This is a genomic window from Lentilactobacillus kisonensis DSM 19906 = JCM 15041 (assembly GCF_001434135.1).
In the GTDB taxonomy this organism is placed as follows: Bacteria; Bacillota; Bacilli; order Lactobacillales; family Lactobacillaceae; genus Lentilactobacillus; species Lentilactobacillus kisonensis.
The window spans coordinates 14,573-31,645 of sequence record NZ_AZEB01000028.1; the positions used below are offsets into that span (position 1 = coordinate 14,573).

At 44.3% G+C, this 17,073-nt stretch carries 14 protein-coding genes; 6 read left to right on the plus strand and 8 right to left on the minus strand.

The genetic code is table 11. From position 1 onward, the window contains the following. The first annotated feature begins 4 nt into the window (after positions 1–4). Together FC98_RS11455 and FC98_RS11460 are read left to right on the plus strand one after the other, a co-directional pair. A complete protein-coding gene (locus tag FC98_RS11455) occupies positions 5–1,339 on the plus strand; it encodes an ATP-binding protein (protein ID WP_008857216.1) in 1,335 nt (444 codons plus the stop codon). Between the two features lie 15 nt (positions 1,340–1,354). Next, complete coding sequence (locus FC98_RS11460) at positions 1,355–3,604, plus strand: DEAD/DEAH box helicase (protein WP_008857215.1); 2,250 nt, start codon at positions 1,355–1,357, stop codon at positions 3,602–3,604. 148 nt (positions 3,605–3,752) lie between these two features. Here FC98_RS11460 and FC98_RS11465 read toward each other — a convergent pair whose 3' ends face one another. The 5 genes from FC98_RS11465 to FC98_RS11485 all read right to left on the minus strand — a co-directional run bounded on the left by FC98_RS11465 (position 3,753) and on the right by FC98_RS11485 (position 9,956). Then, positions 3,753–4,406 (minus strand): TetR/AcrR family transcriptional regulator, encoded by a 654-nt coding sequence (locus tag FC98_RS11465; protein ID WP_054655802.1) that lies wholly within the window; start codon positions 4,404–4,406, stop codon positions 3,753–3,755. A gap of 333 nt (positions 4,407–4,739) precedes the next feature. Continuing rightward, a complete protein-coding gene (locus tag FC98_RS11470) occupies positions 4,740–6,347 on the minus strand; it encodes an ABC transporter permease (protein WP_056949593.1) in 1,608 nt (535 codons plus the stop codon). 1 nt (position 6,348) lies between these two features. Further along, positions 6,349–7,269 carry an ABC transporter ATP-binding protein gene (locus tag FC98_RS11475; RefSeq protein WP_040471840.1) on the minus strand — a complete coding sequence of 307 codons (921 nt, stop codon included), beginning with the start codon at positions 7,267–7,269 and terminating at the stop codon, positions 6,349–6,351. 212 nt (positions 7,270–7,481) lie between these two features. After that, positions 7,482–8,336 (minus strand): aldo/keto reductase, encoded by an 855-nt coding sequence (locus FC98_RS11480; protein WP_050806296.1) that lies wholly within the window; start codon positions 8,334–8,336, stop codon positions 7,482–7,484. A gap of 414 nt (positions 8,337–8,750) precedes the next feature. Beyond that, a complete protein-coding gene (locus tag FC98_RS11485; RefSeq protein ID WP_056949594.1) occupies positions 8,751–9,956 on the minus strand; it encodes an MFS transporter in 1,206 nt (401 codons plus the stop codon). Positions 9,957–10,111: 155 nt separating this feature from the next. Here FC98_RS11485 and FC98_RS11490 point away from each other — a divergent pair, with 155 nt between their 5' ends. The 3 genes from FC98_RS11490 to FC98_RS11500 all read left to right on the plus strand — a co-directional run bounded on the left by FC98_RS11490 (position 10,112) and on the right by FC98_RS11500 (position 13,387). Continuing rightward, a complete protein-coding gene (locus FC98_RS11490; protein ID WP_040471838.1) occupies positions 10,112–10,591 on the plus strand; it encodes a PH domain-containing protein in 480 nt (159 codons plus the stop codon). Next, entirely contained in the window at positions 10,581–12,017 is a 1,437-nt protein-coding gene (locus tag FC98_RS11495; protein WP_056949595.1) for a PH domain-containing protein, read from the plus strand. Before FC98_RS11490 ends, FC98_RS11495 begins: the two co-directional genes overlap by 11 nt. A gap of 524 nt (positions 12,018–12,541) precedes the next feature. Continuing rightward, positions 12,542–13,387 carry an aldo/keto reductase gene (locus tag FC98_RS11500; RefSeq protein WP_056949596.1) on the plus strand — a complete coding sequence of 282 codons (846 nt, stop codon included), beginning with the start codon at positions 12,542–12,544 and terminating at the stop codon, positions 13,385–13,387. A 167-nt stretch (positions 13,388–13,554) separates the two neighbouring features. Here the strand turns inward: FC98_RS11500 and FC98_RS11505 are convergent, their stop codons facing one another. Then, positions 13,555–14,409 (minus strand): hypothetical protein, encoded by an 855-nt coding sequence (locus FC98_RS11505; protein WP_056949597.1) that lies wholly within the window; start codon positions 14,407–14,409, stop codon positions 13,555–13,557. 138 nt (positions 14,410–14,547) lie between these two features. After that, positions 14,548–15,180 carry a uracil-DNA glycosylase gene (locus FC98_RS11510; protein WP_008858503.1) on the minus strand — a complete coding sequence of 211 codons (633 nt, stop codon included), beginning with the start codon at positions 15,178–15,180 and terminating at the stop codon, positions 14,548–14,550. A 249-nt stretch (positions 15,181–15,429) separates the two neighbouring features. Here FC98_RS11510 and FC98_RS11515 point away from each other — a divergent pair, with 249 nt between their 5' ends. Further along, positions 15,430–16,374, plus strand: a complete 945-nt coding sequence (locus FC98_RS11515; RefSeq protein WP_008858504.1) for a GRP family sugar transporter — start codon at positions 15,430–15,432, stop codon at positions 16,372–16,374. A gap of 119 nt (positions 16,375–16,493) precedes the next feature. Here the strand turns inward: FC98_RS11515 and FC98_RS14865 are convergent. Further along, a partial coding sequence (locus FC98_RS14865) for a hypothetical protein (RefSeq protein ID WP_162254966.1) occupies positions 16,494–17,073 on the minus strand: 580 nt, incomplete at its 5' end.

Here is a 17,073-nt window from a genome sequence, read left to right on the forward strand (position 1 = left end):
GATCGTGGCAGATATCAAGAAAAGACGGGTCCCAAAGCGGATTGCTCAAACAGTCTTAAATTCCCTCAAAGGTGGCGTGGTCCCGAGAATCGGGTTACCGTATGTGACGGTCGGCCGGAAAGCAGAAATTGAAGCCCTGCTCCACGATGTTGATGTCGTTTCTGAGGGTGGCGCTTCCTTTCATTTTATTGTCGGCCGCTACGGTTCAGGTAAAAGCTTTCTGTTACAGACCATGCGCAACTACGTCATGGATAAGAACTTTGTTGTCGTTGATGGCGATTTATCACCAGAACGGCGCCTGCAGGGGACAAAGGGACAAGGGCTAGCGTTGTATCGGGAATTAATTCAAAATTTGGCAACCAAGACCCGGCCAGAGGGAGGCGCCCTCACCCTGGTCTTAGACCGCTGGATTAGTTCAATCCAAAGTAACGTTGCTAGTGAAAGCGGACTGGCAGTTGACGACCCACAGTTTGCTGCGGCGGTTGATAAGAAAATTTATTCAATTATTTCGTCTTTGAGTGAACTGGTTCACGGCTTTGACTTTGCTAAGCTGTTAAACATGTACTATCACGCTTATCTTGAAGGCGATGACGAGACGAAAGCAAAGGTCATTAAGTGGTTCCGAGGTGAATACACCCATAAGACCGAAGCTAAACAAGAACTGGGTGTGAGTGTCATTATTTCCGATGACGCCTGGTATGAATATTTAAAACTATTTGCATCGTTTTTCAGACAGGCTGGGTATGCCGGCTTGATCATCATGATTGACGAACTGGTTAATATTTATAAGATTCCCAATAGCATTAGCCGTCAATATAATTACGAAAAAATTTTGACAATGTACAATGATACGCTGCAAGGTAAAGCTAAGTATTTAGGAATCCTCATGGGCGGAACCCCGCAAGCAGTTGAGGATCGTCGTCGGGGTGTCTATAGTTATGAAGCGCTCCATTCCCGGTTAACCGAAGGCAAATTTGCAACGGCTGGTGCTCGTGATATGTACGCGCCGGTGATCAAGTTGGAACCGTTAACGGCTGAAGAAATGCTCGTGCTCGTTGAAAAACTAGCAAATATGCATGCGGGATTGTATGGCTATCAGCGCACCATTACCGAGGCGGATTTGGCTAAATTCATCAAGATTGAATATGCCAGAATTGGTGCTGACACTAATATCACCCCCCGGGAAGTCATTCGAGACTTTATCGAACTCTTAGACATTGTTTGGCAAAATCCCGATACCACGGTGGAAAAGTTGCTGTCATCAAGTGATTTTGACTATCATAAATCTGAGGCGGTTTCTGATAAAAAGGATAAGGACTACACCGAATTCACCATTTAATTAAGGAGGACCGCTATGGACGTCTTTTCAAGATATGCGCCTTTCGTTCAGGATTATATCTACAATCATGGCTGGCATAATTTGCGGGCCATCCAGGTGGCTGCTGCAGAGGAATTGTTCAACACAGATCATAACGTCCTCTTGTCGGCTGCCACTGCTTCAGGGAAAACCGAGGCCGCCTTTTTTCCGATTTTAACTGATCTGCAGGAACATCCCGCAAACTCAATTCAGTGTTTATACATTGCCCCGCTTAAAGCCCTCATTAATGACCAGTACGATCGGCTAACGGATTTGTGTCAGGATACCGGTATTAACGTTTGGCGCTGGCATGGAGATGTTTCCCAATCCAGCAAGCGGCGGCTGTTAAAGCATCCGTCAGGAATATTACAGATTACCCCAGAATCACTGGAATCTTTCATGATTAACAAACACATGGATATTCCACACCTTTTTCACGGCTTACGTTATATTGTCATTGACGAGCTTCATTCTTTTCTACGGAGTGATCGTGGTGGGCAAACGTTTTGTTTAATTGAACGGCTTTCAAAGCTGGCCGATGTTCACCCACGGAGGATTGGGTTGTCAGCAACGATCGGCAACATCTCCGCGGCCAGCAAATTCTTGGGTGCGGGCAGCGATTACCAGACGGTGGCACCAAAGGTCAATAGTACCGGCCAAGTCTGGCGTCTATCGATGGAACATTTTTACAAAACCGATCCCCAAGCCTCGGCTGACAACTTTGATCCGGCCCAGTTAATTGGCCCTAAGACGGATCAGGCTCCTGAGTTGGCTGATCCGGGAATTGGGTACATTTTTGAACATACTCGGGGTAAAAAGTGTCTAGTGTTCACTAATAGTCGTGAGGAATGTGAAGCCGTCTGTCAGGAGTTGCGCTCATATGCGGAATATAATCATGAACCCGATCGATTCTTGATTCATCACGGCAACCTATCCCCAGCCCTTCGGCAAACCGCAGAAGATGCCATGAAGGATGAAGACGCGAACATGACAACCTGTGCCACGGCGACACTCGAGTTGGGTATTGATATTGGTCAATTGGAAAGTGCTTTTCAGCTTGATGCGCCCTTTACCGTTTCGGGATTCTTGCAACGGATGGGCCGAACCGGCCGGCGGGGAAATCCGCCCGAAATGCATTTTGTGATGCGTGAGGAACACCCAGAGTCACGAGCTATGCTGCCAGACCTGATTCCATGGCCGTTACTTCAAGGAATTGCGCTGGTCCAGCTATATCTCGAGGAAAAGTGGGTCGAACCGCCACGCACCAACCGGTTACCATATAGTTTGCTGTATCATCAAACCATGAGTACCCTTGCCTCAAGCGGGGAAATGACCCCGGCGGAATTGGCCTCACGGGTGTTGCAGTTGGCCTATTTTCATAATGTGAGTCAAGATGATTACCGGACGCTGCTGCAGCATCTTCTCAAGACAAACCAAATTGAGCGAACCCCAGCTGGTGGCCTCATTGTCGGAATGGCCGGTGAACGGGTCGTTAATAACTATAAGTTCTACGCCGTTTTCCAGGATAATGAAGAATATAGCGTGCATTCCAAATCAGAAGAATTGGGGACAATCGTGATGCCGCCTCCAGTCGGTGACAAAATTGCCATTGCTGGTCGGGTCTGGGTCGTTGAAGATGTGGACCGGCAAAGGCATCAGGTGTATTGTCATGAGGTTAAAGGGCGGATTCCCGCTTATTTTGGGGATGTTGCTGGCGACATTTATCCTAAGATCCTCCAGCGAATGAGAAAAGTCCTCAATGAGACCCAAATGTACAGCTACCTACAAGGCAACGCCCGGGCCAGGTTAACCCAAATGCGTGACACAGCTAATATTGCCGGACTACCTGACAACCAGTTAATTAATCTTGGCGGTAAAATGTGGGCGTTTTTCCCGTGGACGGGCAGTTATCAATTTTTAGCGTTAGAACGGTTGTTGCGAATCAAGTGTGCTGATCGGCTCAACTTACGCGGATTTAATTCATCACGACCATATTTTATGGAATTTGCGATGGATTGTAACGAAGCTGAATTCTTCCAAATTATTCAGGAGGAAGCTAGTAAAGACTTTTCGTCACTTGACTTACTATTTCTGAAGGAGGTGCCAACCTTTGACAAGTATGATGAATACTTGCCAGATGAACTGGTTCGTAAGGAATTTGCCGACAGTGTCTTAGATATTGCCGGAATGAAAAAGTTAGTGATGCAGATGGCGCTGGATTATCAGCGGGCGCATGGTCAAAAGTGAAAATTATTTAAAGATTTTTAACTGATTACCGAGCTGAGACTGGGACGAAAGACGATTTGGCCCCAGAATTTAAGTAAAAAGCAATGCATTCTAGTTTTGGAATGCATTGCTTCTTTTTCTATCTTCAGAGGATCTCCAAGTTCCTAAATCAGCTCGGCTTTCGTTTTCCTTTCACCACACCATATTCCAGCATGTCCATATATGCCTTAATCTGGTCAATGATCTCGCCCATATCCTCAATTTTCTTAAGGTCTGGGTGCTTTTCGAAATATTTTTGGGACATTTGCAAGATTGACATAATGAACATTCCCAAGTACTGACGAACTTCGTCTTTATTTAATTCAGGCCGCAGATCTAATTTACTCACCGTTGCATTGATAACATTGTTGACCAAATCAACTTCGAGTTTATTGAACATCTGAAACACCCGATCACGCATTGGCTTAGGGACAAACGATTCGTTTGCGTAAACCCGCATTAGTAAGTCAAATTCATACGGGAACTGATGGGAAAGTTCCGTCTTATACTTGGTCGCCCGAATAACCATGCTTACCAAATCCTGTGAATCGGTCCACACTGAAAAATCGACCACTGCCATAATGTTATCAATCGCTTGTTTGACGGCCTCATAATATAAATGCTGCTTGTTATCAAAATATCTAAATACCGATCCCTTAGATACACCAGCAATCTCAGCAATTTTATCCGTACTGGCATGATAACCATCACTACCAAACACCTGGATTGCCGCTTTCAAAATTGCCTGTTCTTTTTCAGGATCACGTGGTAATCGTTTTGCCATGGGTCGACCTTCTTTACTTTCTTTTTTGAAATATTGAGAATTGACGCGTGTGAAAGCAGAGACTTGCACCTAAGCCTTCGACACCAAAAATCCAAGCCATTCAGTTATTACTCTGCTACACAGATTAGGACCGCTCCGCAAAGCAGAAGCCTGCACCTAAGCCGTCCCGCTCAAAAATCCCAAAACCAGGGATTTCGGCTCTCTGGCAACATAGCGGAAACGTGCTGCACCAAGCAGAGACTTGCGCCTAAGCCTTCGCCACCAAAAATCCAAGCCCAGGATTTCTAGTGGCGAAAACTTAGGCTCCAGTCTCTAACCGCTTGGTTCCGCACTCTAATTTTCGTAATCCCTTCGTCGATACCCAACATAGCCAATCACCATTAACACTACTGCTATCGCCAGCATCCACACCACTGGTTCTCCATTAATTTCTCTGATTGGGACTTTATTGAACCAATAGAACGGTGAAATCTTCATCGCCCAGTTTGGGAGATTGATTAGCCTGCCAAAGTACGAAATGATAAATGCACCCCCTAACAAAATCCAAACGATTGACCGCAACCGCGGCATTACGCCAATAAAGCATACTAGTATGCTTAAAAACAGCGCCAAAACAGGCAGCATTGCCGCAAAGATTCTGTAGTAGTATTTGATTGCCAATGGGTGACTCAACGTTGCGTTACCCACAGCCATCGTGGTCATCATCGTCGCAAATAACACAACCACCGAAAGAATGGCCCCGTACAAAACATAGGTTGTAAGTAGGTAATACCGGCTATGAGGCGTTGTATTAACCAGCTGTAAGTAACCCTGACGCTCCTCAGTGTACAAATGATTAATAACCATCGCCCCACTAATAATCGCCAACACGGTAAAAATAATCCCTAGGATACCAACGAATGACAATATCTGATTTTTCTCAAGCGCTCTGACACCACTTTGCCCCAGAACTTGTTTGATAACCGGTGAATCATTGACAAGTTTGCCAATACTATTGAAGACCGAACCATAGCTAGTCCCCAAGAGCGCCATGCCAATCAACCAAAACAAGCTAACTGAGCGTTGGTTCCAAAATAATAGTGTTGCTGGTCCCCGCAAAAAGCCGCTTCGGCGTTTACCACCACGAACCTGAATAATCCCGGCATCAATATCACGATTAACGTTTAAAACAACCGCAACGGCAAATGCTGCGATTCCTAAAATAATAAACAGCCAGACTGGCAACCAATTATTGCTAATAAAAATATTGGTTTTCTCAATCCAACCAAACGGTGACCACCATGTGTAATCAGGGTTAGAAACATCAGTCATCATTCGGACTAAATACGTTACCCCAAAGAACGCGTAATTATAGATTGCGACATTATGGCTATCAGCAACCAACTGGGAAAATAGTAAGGAGACCATTCCAAATGCCCAACCCACGGCAGCTAGTGAAATTGCAAATAACCAGTCACCACTGCCGTCACTGCCAGGCATATTAGCAAGGGTCATCCCAATCCCAGTAATAATCGCAAACAAGCCATCTGCCACCAATAACTCAAGGGCAGCCGCACTTAATGGTGCTAACCGGCCAACCGGATGGCCCCCAAGAACCATTTCAGTAAGCCCGGACTCTTCCTGTCCCCGGCTGGCACCAACCGCTAGTGAGTAATTGAAAATAACCATAAAAATTGCCCAGAAGACCGCCATTTCAGTCGCAAAAATAATTGCCGTATTCAACGAGGCATGTGTAAGCGGTCCAAATAAGGACTTCATCGCCGATGATCTTAACGTTTGTGCGATTGTTTGAATTTGATTATGGGTCCCGTAAATCCCTTGAAACTTTGCGGCAACCGCAATGAATATCCCGGCTAACACAACTAACCAAACCACGATTTTAAGCCAATCTCGTTTGAGGTTTGCTTTTAACAATGCAAAAGTTTGCGTGTATTGTGCCATTTTACTCACCTACTTTTTGCTCATTATCGGCGTGATAATAACGTAAGAATAAGTCTTCCAAAGTTGGTGGCGTCGTCTTTAGCTGCAAAATCTGATTCTGCGAAAGAAATGCCATCACGCTGCCAATTTGATCAGAATCAACGCTGAACTCCGCTGCTGTCTGCTGATCATTCTTAAAGTTCAGCTGATACACCCCGGTCATCTTTTGGAGCGCCCCCAACGATTTCGCCGTCTTAACCGTGACCGCATTACGAGTCAAGTGCTGCATTGATTCCAACGAACCAGTCTCGATGACCTTACCCTCGCGAATAATTGAAATCGTGTCACACATCTTCTCAACCTCCGAGAGAATATGGCTTGATAATAAAACGCTTTTACCAGAATCCTTGAGTTGCTTTACTTTTTGCTGAAAGATCAATTCATTCAATGGATCCAATCCAGAAGTTGGCTCGTCAAAAATATATAGCGAAACGTCAGTCGAAAAGGCAGCAATTAGAGCCACTTTTTGCCGATTTCCCTTTGAATAAGTCCGATTTTTCTTGCTGGTATCCAGCTTGAATTCCTTAATTAAGTCATCCGTTCGCTTAGTATGCTTCTGACCGGACATATGAAGTAGCAAGTCGATGGTCTGACCACCCGTTAAATTTGGCCAAAGATACACGTCACCCGGAACGTATGCCAGATCCTTGTGAATCACGACAGAATCCTTCCAGACATTTTTGCCAAACACCTTCGCAGACCCGCCAGTAGCCTTAATAAGTCCCAAAATAACCCGAATCGTTGTTGATTTCCCGGCACCATTCGGCCCGATAAATCCAAGAAGCTCTCCTGGATGCAGCGTTAGGTTAACGTCTTTTAAAGCTTCAAACTTTCCAAATGACTTTTTTAAGCCACTAACTTCTACTACTAATTGGCTATTCATAACATCCTCACGACCCCTCTTGAACCAGATAATCGGTTCAAAATATTGTGCTATTTCTAAATTCGCCCTCAGTATATCATTAATGACTGAATAGTCAATAACCGAGTAGTCAGTGAAAAAAACAACCTTCATCTATCAAAAAAGACACCCAACAAATGGCGTCTTACCAGTCATTGAGTATCTATCATTAATATTGTGAACATCGTTATACATTATAGGGGTTCATTATCGTCATCCCATTGCTCAACAGAGTCTTCGATATTTGCGTTTGGGTTATGCCACGTGAAATCTTTGTACCACAAACTGCGTTTAGCCTCATCAAGCTGATTAATTTTCTCAACATCTTCATCCCGCAACTCAAAATCAAAGATGTGACTATTGTCGATAATGCGTTGCTCGTGAGCCGATTTAATTACCGTAATAATTTGGCGTTGCCACTCCCAGCGAAGAATAATCTGGGCAGCACTGCGGCCGTATTTGGTAGCTAGCTTGGTAATCGTTGGGTTGGTTAGCGACTTGCCACCGCCTAATGGTGACCAGGCTGTCATGGTAATTCCATGGCTACTATCAAATTTTAAAATATCTCTTTCTTGATTGGTGGGGTTAAATTCCATTTGGTTAATCGCAGGAACAACGTCGGACGCGGCAATCAATTTGCTCATTCGATCATTATCAAAGTTTGAAACCCCAATTGCCCGGACTTTACCAGCTTTGAGTAATTTTTCCATTGCCTGATAACTTTCAATATAGGTCGCATCAACCGGCCAGTGAATGAGGTATAAATCAACGTAGTCTAGGCCCAAATCTTTGAGCTGACCGTCGAAAGCCTTCGAAACCTTAGCGTAACTTCCCTGATCACCGTTATACAGCTTGGTAGTTACGAATAGATCCTCACGTTTTAAGCCAGCCTGTTGCAATCCTAATTTGATGCCGGCGCCAGTACCACGCTCATTGCCATATTGCTTAGCGGTATCAATTGCCCGGTAACCATTCCGAATGGCGGCAGCTACCGAATCACGGGCGGTGTGGTTATCACTCTTCCAAACGCCAAGACCAAATCGAGGCATTTTCACACCGTTATTGAGTGCCATTGTTGCTTTCAAACCATCCAAAGTAACATCTCCCGTTTTATATTTTGTTGCCCCTCCAGGATAGCATAGGAAAGAGTGTGGAGCCAAGCGGTTAGTGAGCGGAGCAAAGCGGTTAGGAATCGGAGTGTAAGTCTCCTCTAACGAAAGTCCCCGGGTTTTGGGGATTTTCGTTAGAGGTGCTTACACGCAGATTCCTGCTTTGCGAAGCGATCCTACTCTATATGAGAGCAGGGACAGACCACTGGATAAAGGAAAACCTTCCCGCAGATAAAAAGTGACCTCAAAATTGTCAATTCACGGATTCAAACTCATAATGTCGTATCAACACCGAGTTATTCCCACATGACAATAGGAGGTCATTTGATTATAGTGTATAGGTTTATCCACAGCTCACAAGTTAACCGTAAACTTCTGCTTGACCCGATACGTCATCAACCACGATGCAATCAAGAAGACCGTCACGACGATGTATGGGTAATGGTAATTCATATCAAGTAAAGCCCCGGACATAATTGGGCCAACGATATTGCCGACACTGGTCAGCGACATGTTAACACCGTTAATTAAGCCTTGAGCAGTTGCACTGGCCTTCGTTAGTAAGGTCGTAATCGCTGGTCGAATCAAGTCATACGCGGTAAAGACAATTAACGTTGCAATAATGACTTCTAATTTAGAATGAGCCAGCATAATCCAAATGGTGCCCGCAAATGATAGGAAGAAACAGTAGCGAATCAATCGCTTCTCAGTCAACCAAACAACCAGCCGATCGAATAATAATGCTTGAAACGTCAGTGACGTCAATCCGTTCAGCGTCAATACAAGGGCGATATTTTCCATCGTAAATTTATAAACTTCATTGACATACAAGCTATAGATACTTTCAAAGCCCACTAAGCCAAACGATGAGATCAAAATCAAAATAAATAATAATCCCATTGGCCCCGAGAACAGCTTTTTAGTCTGCTGCCAAGAAGCGCGGCTTCGTTTCCGCTCATTAAGAACTGGCGGGACATCATTTCGACTCGCAATTTTTTTGATTTCCTTTTCATTTGGCAGCATGAATAATAGCGATAACATACTCAAAAATCCTAGAACCGCTGCGCACCAGAAAGGCGTTTTATAATCAAACTTAGCCAAGATGCCACCAATCCCTGGCCCTAAAATTAAACCGCCGCTAAAGGCCGCTGATAACAAGCCAATCACTCTAGCCCGCTGCCTTGGCGTCGTTAAATCAGCTGCTAATGCGTTAGTCGTTGGCACAACCATTGCCGCGGACAGACCACCAATTGTCCGTGAAATATCAAACATCCAGAGCCAATTTGTCAACGCAAACAGAATTTCTGATAACATGTATAATAGTAAGCCATATACTAAGATGGGTTTACGGCCAATTTTATCTGAAATTTGGCCGATAATTGGTGAGGCAATCAGTTGCGCCAATGCAAACAGCGAGTTCATGATTCCCATATCCGTGGCCGATAAATGCAATTCATTCTTGATAAACGGCATTACCGGAAAAATCAGGCTCATGCCAATACAAACTAAAAAGTTCCCAAAAATGAGCACAATAATCGCGTTTCTAACTTTTTTTGACAACTTGATTGCCCCCTTTCAAAATATTGCATAAAAGATAGTATAACGCTATCGGTATGAACCTGTCTACAATAACCAACGATGACTTTCTTTGGAAGCTACTACTTTTTGTATTCGAGCATCGTCTAAAAAAACAGCACACAGGAGGCTACTTAATATTGACTCAGTCCAATCACTTACCCACAAAAATCAAAACCGTTTGGCGAATTTCTGCCTATATTACTTTCACAGTTCTAGCCCTTATCGCAATTGCATGCTTAATCGTCTTTAAGTTTACCAATTGGCACTGGCTGGTGTACGCCACAATTGTTTTTGCCGTGCTGGCAGTCATCGACGTTATTATCGAACTGCTCTTGGTACCATACCGGTATTCCTTTTGGCGGTATACCTTAAGTGATGATGCCGTTGAATTACAATCTGGATTTATTTTCAGAAAATTAGTTTCAATTCCCATTGCCCGGGTCCAAGATGTTACCCTTGCTGCCGGACCAATTTTACAATCTCAAAAGCTCCAAGAAGTATGGATCACAACGGCATCAACCTCACACAAAATTGATGGGTTGGCCCCCCAAGTTGGTGAACAGCTCCGTAAACAAATCATGAAAATGGCGGTGGAGGTGAACGACCATGACGTCTGACACCAAACACCATCTAAATCCCCTCTCACTATTCTATTTTCTATTTCGGCACCTCTGGGATTGGCTCTTCATTGTCATCGTTACCGTAGGCCCCCTTTATGGCTTTCTTGAAAAACACGGAATTAGTCCCATTTTAGGGTTTGCGGCTTTAGTCGTATTGATCATATTCGCTGTCACTATCCGTTATCTCTGCTTTACGTTTGAAATTGGTACTGACATGTTAACAATTAACTCGGGGGTCTTCATCAAAAAGCACACGCACATTCCCTATGGTAGAATTCAAACCATTCAACACAGTCAGTGGTTTTTCTTAAAACCATTCAGGTTAGAAAAGCTCCAAATTGAAACTGCCGGCCACGACGATAAATCCCCAGAAGCGGTCCTCCCATTAGTTTCCGAATCAATTCGAGACACAATCGAAAATAAGCGGGTCCAAGTATCTCGCTCAAATGTCACCCCAACAGCTACTTCACCGCAACCACCAACGTATTTAATCCGCCCACGTGACTTATACATCTTTGCGTTGACATCACTGGGAATATTTCCATTAATCGCAATCCTGCTGGCACTCTACGGTAAGCTTCAAGAAATGATTCCAAAAAAGGTCATTAATTCCTTAACCAGCGAACTAATCCACCAATCACTCATCATCGTGGCCCTAATTGGCATTCTGATCGTCATCATCGGCATTGCCGGTTCCTTTTTATCAATCGTTCAACGTTACTACCGGTTTACGTTAACCGTTCAGGCTAATCAGCTCAAAACTTACCAAGGGTTGTTTCAGAGAAATTCGGTCACGATCCCCACTAATCGGATTCAAGCCATTCGGATCAAGCAAAACGTCATTCGCCAATTGTGTCACCTATCAACAATTCAAGCCCTAGCAGCCTCATCAGCAGGAGACGATGAAAAAAGCAACGACTTAATGGTGATGCCCGTTGTTAACACCCCAGAAGTGTTTCCAACCCTGACGCCATTTGTTGAATGGACACCCAAGACGAGCATTGCTTTAACTCATTTAAGGAAGACAACCTATTGGTATTTCATCCGTAATGCATTGCTCGTTACCGTCATTCCAATCATTGTCTGCCTATATTTCTTTCACCTTTGGGGATTGTTCAGCCTAATTTTATTGATCATTGCCATTTTACTTGGCTGGTATTCGGCGGGTAACACTGGTTGGGCAATTAGTGGTAACCAGCTATTGATGCAAGTGGGGCATTCGTTCACCCGCTCGCAATACGTGATTCCTAAGAAAAATATCCAGTCATTTAGCCTACACCAGTCAATCTGGATGAGCAGCAAGGGACTGGCTCATTTAGAAGTGAACCTTCGCCACGGCAACCATAATCAAGAAATTGAATTACGATATCTGCCACTTGGCGTTGCCCAAGAAATTTTCGAATGGTTGAAAAAGCGACATTAAGTTTTCAAACTCATTTTCATAGTTTTCAATTACGCGTTATAATTTAGGTAACGGCACGTGAATGCCGACGGTTACTGATTTGTTAGGCAGGTTAGAGAACAGCGCTGCATCAGGCAGAGACTGGCTCCGCTCACTTATTAGGACAGCTCCGCAAAGCAGAAGCTTGCACCTAAGGCATCTCAACCAAAAATCCAAACCCAGGATTTCTGGCCGAGATGCCTTAGGCTCCAGCTTCTAACCGCTTTGCTCCACTCACTTATTTAGGACAGCTCCTCCAGGCAGAAACCTACACGTAAGCACCTCTAACAAAAATCCCAAAATCAGGGATTTTTGTTAGAGGAGACTTACGCTCCGGTTTCTAACCGCCTGGATCCGCTCACTTATACTAGGACAGCTCCTCCAAGCAACAATCTGCGTGTAAGCACCTTGGGGAAAAATTCCAAAACCCGGAATTTACCTCCAAGGAGACTTACACTCCGATTGTTAACCGCTTGGATCCGCTCACTATACTTAGGAGGTCAAAAATGAAAAAATTAACGATTGGTGGTACTCAGGTGCCCGCTATTGGGTTAGGAACTTGGCACATGGGCGATAATGCCGCCACCCGCTCACAAGAAATTAACGCTATAAAAGCCGGGATCGATGCCGGTGCTAAAGTAATTGATACAGCAGAAATGTACGGGAACGGTCGAAGTGAAGCCCTAGTTGGGGAAGCCATCCGCGATTTTAACCGGGATGATTTATTCATTATTGATAAGGTCCTACCTTCAAACGCCTCAAAAGCAAAGTTAGAGACCAGCTTGGACCGAAGCTTGAAATTAGTCGGAACAGACCATTTTGATTTATACCTATATCACTGGCGAGGAGCCATTCCGCTGGAGGAAACCATCTCGACCTTACGGGCAATGCAGGAAAAGGGAAAAATTAATCATTGGGGCGTCTCAAATTTTGACCTGCCAGATATGCAGGAACTACTCGCACTCTCTGGTGGTGACCAGGTTGCAGCCAATGAAGACCTTTATAATATTGGCAGTCGTGGTGTAGAATATAGTCTCCTACCCTGGCAGCGGGAGCGAAAAATTCCGTTCATCGCGTATACACCAGTCGGCGCAGGCGATGAACAGGGCCGCTTAACGACCAACAAAACTGTTCGTGAAATTGCTGCTGCCCACCAAGTATCACCTTGGCAACTCATCTTGGCATGGGCAATTAGGGATGGCAATACGTTGGCAATCCCGCAGTCAGGTGATCCAAAACACGCGGCAGCCAACGTAGCCGCCGCCAACATCACATTATCATCAGCTGAACTCGCAAAAATTGATGAAGTGTTCCCCAAACCGACAAGTAAACAACCACTGGACGTTAGATAGCGATCGGAGCCAAACACTTTATATAATGAATACAGACAAACACAGAGCGTTATCCGCCAATCCTGCATTGTTAGGATTGACGGATAGCGCTCTGTGTTTCGGGAATTTCAATAACTTTCATTCAATATGGGCACACAGCCCCGACTTTTGATAACCATCAATGTCAACTAACCATCAAGCGACATTTCCCCCACTTCAGTATAGTAGGTAACGTTACCAATCGCGTAGTGCGCATAATACAGCCTAGCGACAAAGGCTTGCTTGCCACCATCCCAAATTGTCTGTGTTTTAATATTATCTTCATCAGCAACCTTAAGCCGGTATTGATATTTACCTGACTTACGAACCCGTTGATCGTTTAACCCCGTCACATGATTGCTGTAGTAAAGATAACAGACGTTTTTGTTGACCCGGGTTTTGTTGATTTTAGCCATTCCCATTGGCTTATTGCTAAAGCCTTCCGGACCAGAATTAACATCGTATTTATATAGTTCAATGTAGCCATCCGAGGTCACCGTCAACTGATTACTTGCAAAAGTATCTGGGTAATCCTTTGGAACCGTCCCCAAGCAAAGATTACCCTCACTGTAAGGGACAACGTATTGAGGCTTTTTAACAGGTTTGAAACGCGCCTTGCTGTACTTAATATCTCCAGTCAAATCCTGCCAGTGTTCTAAGTAATAACCAGGCTGGATGGCAGCCTTTTTTATCTGATAACTCAAACTGCTGGACTTGATAACGATCTTTTTGATTTGCTTATTTTTGACTTCAACCGGCTGGCCGGACACAACCGTCCCCTTCGGAATGATAATCTGGCGGTCCTCATTCGTTTTCGCAGCCGGATTGCTCAGACTAATCCAGGTCTTGATCGGTTTTTTCGTTTGGTAGTAATATTCAGTTATCAACGATTCCTTTGGTGGCAACATCTGCTTCTTAGCAGATACGTTCGCTGATAGGCTAATCAATAACACAACGGCGGCCATCACCATCAAAAGAAATTGTTTTGATTTTGAATTCATCATTAGCCATCCTCTCCTCAACGTTTCGAAGAATCTTCCGACTTAAAAAATGGGGGTCCAATCGTCCTTCAGGGCCATTAGATAACACCTCTCAACTAAATTGTACAGCGTTATTGTTAATAACGACTAGCATTTGACCTTTTATATCTTATTTGTGATAATTTGTTTCAATTTACGCGAATCTGCGTCCACAATTGACTGCATATTCTTGAAGCGTTTTGAATAAGATGGGTGATATAATGGAAAGATTTTTCTCTTTTCCTTGGTAAAGCGAAACGAATTTGTCGCCTTATCAAATTGCTGAATTGGGCGCTCCAATAGTTGCCCATGCAGCTCCCCAATCTTGGCGTGATTGCCCAACAACCGCTGCAAACTGGCGTTACCCATTGGCACAAGGAGGATCCCAGGAAACTGACCGAGCTCCCAGTCAAACATGGCTGCCGACCGTTTCACTTCGGTTTGATTTGGCCGCCGATCCCGTTTTCGTCCCGTCTTCCCAATTGAAAATGGGCGGGAATTAACAACCCCGGTGATATAAATACCTTCGCGGGTTAACCCAAGTGAGGCCAGCCAACGATCAAGTTCCTTGCCAGATGGGCCCATAAACGGTCTACCCTGCTTGACCTCTTGATCACCGGGAGCTTCACCTAGTAATAATATGCGAGGGTGCATCCCCCCTTCGCTTGGAACGAACCCTTCTAACCGGGGATTTTCTGCGGCAATTAGTTTGCCAACTTTAACCCATTCTGGGGTAAGAATTGTGTGAAGAGACACATCATCGGCTCCTTTCTTAATATCCTAATGATTTTAGTATAGACCAACTTAGTGAAATAATGGTAAATATTTTATTCAAGAACAGCTTGCCCAAAAGGCTGTCATTTCAGTCATCATTGTTTTAGGACCTTTGAATTTGCTAGTTAAACTTGTCAAATCGGTTTTTAAAATTCATTTAGTCTGTGATATAATCTCACCTGTCGTATTATTTCGAGTATGAAAATTTGAAAACGAATACAGGAGAAGATTATGAGTATTTTACTTGCACTAATTCCACCACTCACTTGGGGTGCAACGGGGATCATCGGCACCAAAATGGGCGGTTCAGCAGCTCAACAAACATTTGGAGAGTCCTGCGGGGCATTACTCCTAGGCATCGGCGTTTACTTATTCTTTGTGATGCCAACCGGGATCGAAGTTACTGGGCGAATTTGGTTAGTTGGCCTCTTTTCAGGCCTATTTTGGTCCGTTGGAACGGCTGGCCAATTTATTGCCTACAAGAAAATGGGTGTTTCAGCAGCCTTTCCACTTTCCACGGCCGCTCAGATCGTTTCTAACGCCATTTTAGCCGCAGCCGTTCTCGGTGAGTGGATCAACATTCAAATGTGGGCGTTTGGGGTCATCTCAATTGCTTTGGTAACAACGGGAGCACTGTTAATTGCTGCCCGTTCTAAAGCTGAAAAGCGTATTTCAAAAAAACGGCCCACTTCATACGCGGAAGGCATCATTGCCATCCTAGTTTCCACCACTGGATTTGCCCTTTACTTTATTTTTCCTAATATGCTGGTTAAATTCGGCTTCATTAGTCAACAGATTCATAACGCCAACAATGGCATTAACTACATGACCGCAATTGTCACGCCACAAGCGGTTGGCCAGGTGATCGGCTCAATTTTAATTGCCATTTTTGTTCTTCATGAACGTGGCCTATTCAGCATCCCATCCGCTAAAAACTTGGTTACTGGAATTGACTGGGCAATCGGAAACCTATTCATGTTTATTTCCGCCGCTAATCCAGCCATTGGTCAGGCCACCGCAGCCACTCTTTCACAGTTAGGTATCATCGTTGGAACTTTTGGTGGCATCTACATCCTCAACGAACACAAGACTGGCGATCAGATGGTCAAAATTATTTTGGGAACTGTGTTGGTGATTATTGGCAGTATTTTGATTACGAATTTGAAAGTCCTTTAGAGGTTATCCCACAGAAGATCAGCATCACCAATTAATTGCCACAATTAAAGAAAGCGGCCTCATAAAATCAGCGTTATGACTGACTTTATGAGGCCGTTTGATTGACTAGAACACTTTACCTAATCAGGCAATTTTTCGTAAAAACTATCGGAAAATAAAACCTTACCATTTTTCAGAACCACGGCGTTACCTTCAGGATTGCCCTTTGGCGCTTCATCCATCGTGTTCCACCAGTACCCAAATGAAAATAAGGCATTATGGTATTTGCTAGGATTTTTGCCGAAATATGAAACATTCATGAAAATGGCATCCGTCGCATCACTAATCATCCCTCGAACTGGATTGGTTTGCTCAGACGCATAATTTTTTGACTCATAATAACTCATCTTGCGATTAAAAGTGACCGTTCCTTTATAATTCTTGCGAAAAAGCGTTGCAGTCTTGCTGCTAAGGACGGCTACTTTGGTATAGAACTTAGAACGCTTTTGATAATGTTTCTTATACTTGCTTGGATTTTTTAGTTGATACACAACGGATGTTACCTTGCTGCCACGCTTGTGAACGGTGACGGTTGCATTGTCACGCCTATCCCGGTATGTCTTAGAGCTGGCATTCGCGGTTGTTGACGTGAAGAAAAGAATCAATGCGAGTGAACTCACTAAAATCATTGCCTCAATTGTCAAATCAAGTGCAACACTA

What these genes read in the sequence shown, in the direction of transcription:
- FC98_RS11460 (WP_008857215.1), top strand. Translation starts at nt 1,355, where the DNA reads ATGGACGTCTTTTCAAGATATGCGCCTTTCGTTCAGGATTATATCTAC.
- FC98_RS11465 (WP_054655802.1), bottom strand. Translation starts at nt 4,406, where the DNA reads ATGGCAAAACGATTACCACGTGATCCTGAAAAAGAACAGGCAATTTTG.
- FC98_RS11470 (WP_056949593.1), bottom strand. Translation starts at nt 6,347, where the DNA reads ATGGCACAATACACGCAAACTTTTGCATTGTTAAAAGCAAACCTCAAA.
- FC98_RS11475 (WP_040471840.1), bottom strand. Translation starts at nt 7,269, where the DNA reads ATGAATAGCCAATTAGTAGTAGAAGTTAGTGGCTTAAAAAAGTCATTT.
- FC98_RS11480 (WP_050806296.1), bottom strand. Translation starts at nt 8,336, where the DNA reads ATGCCTCGATTTGGTCTTGGCGTTTGGAAGAGTGATAACCACACCGCC.
- FC98_RS11495 (WP_056949595.1), top strand. Translation starts at nt 10,581, where the DNA reads ATGACGTCTGACACCAAACACCATCTAAATCCCCTCTCACTATTCTAT.
- FC98_RS11500 (WP_056949596.1), top strand. Translation starts at nt 12,542, where the DNA reads ATGAAAAAATTAACGATTGGTGGTACTCAGGTGCCCGCTATTGGGTTA.
- FC98_RS11505 (WP_056949597.1), bottom strand. Translation starts at nt 14,409, where the DNA reads ATGATGAATTCAAAATCAAAACAATTTCTTTTGATGGTGATGGCCGCC.
- FC98_RS11515 (WP_008858504.1), top strand. Translation starts at nt 15,430, where the DNA reads ATGAGTATTTTACTTGCACTAATTCCACCACTCACTTGGGGTGCAACG.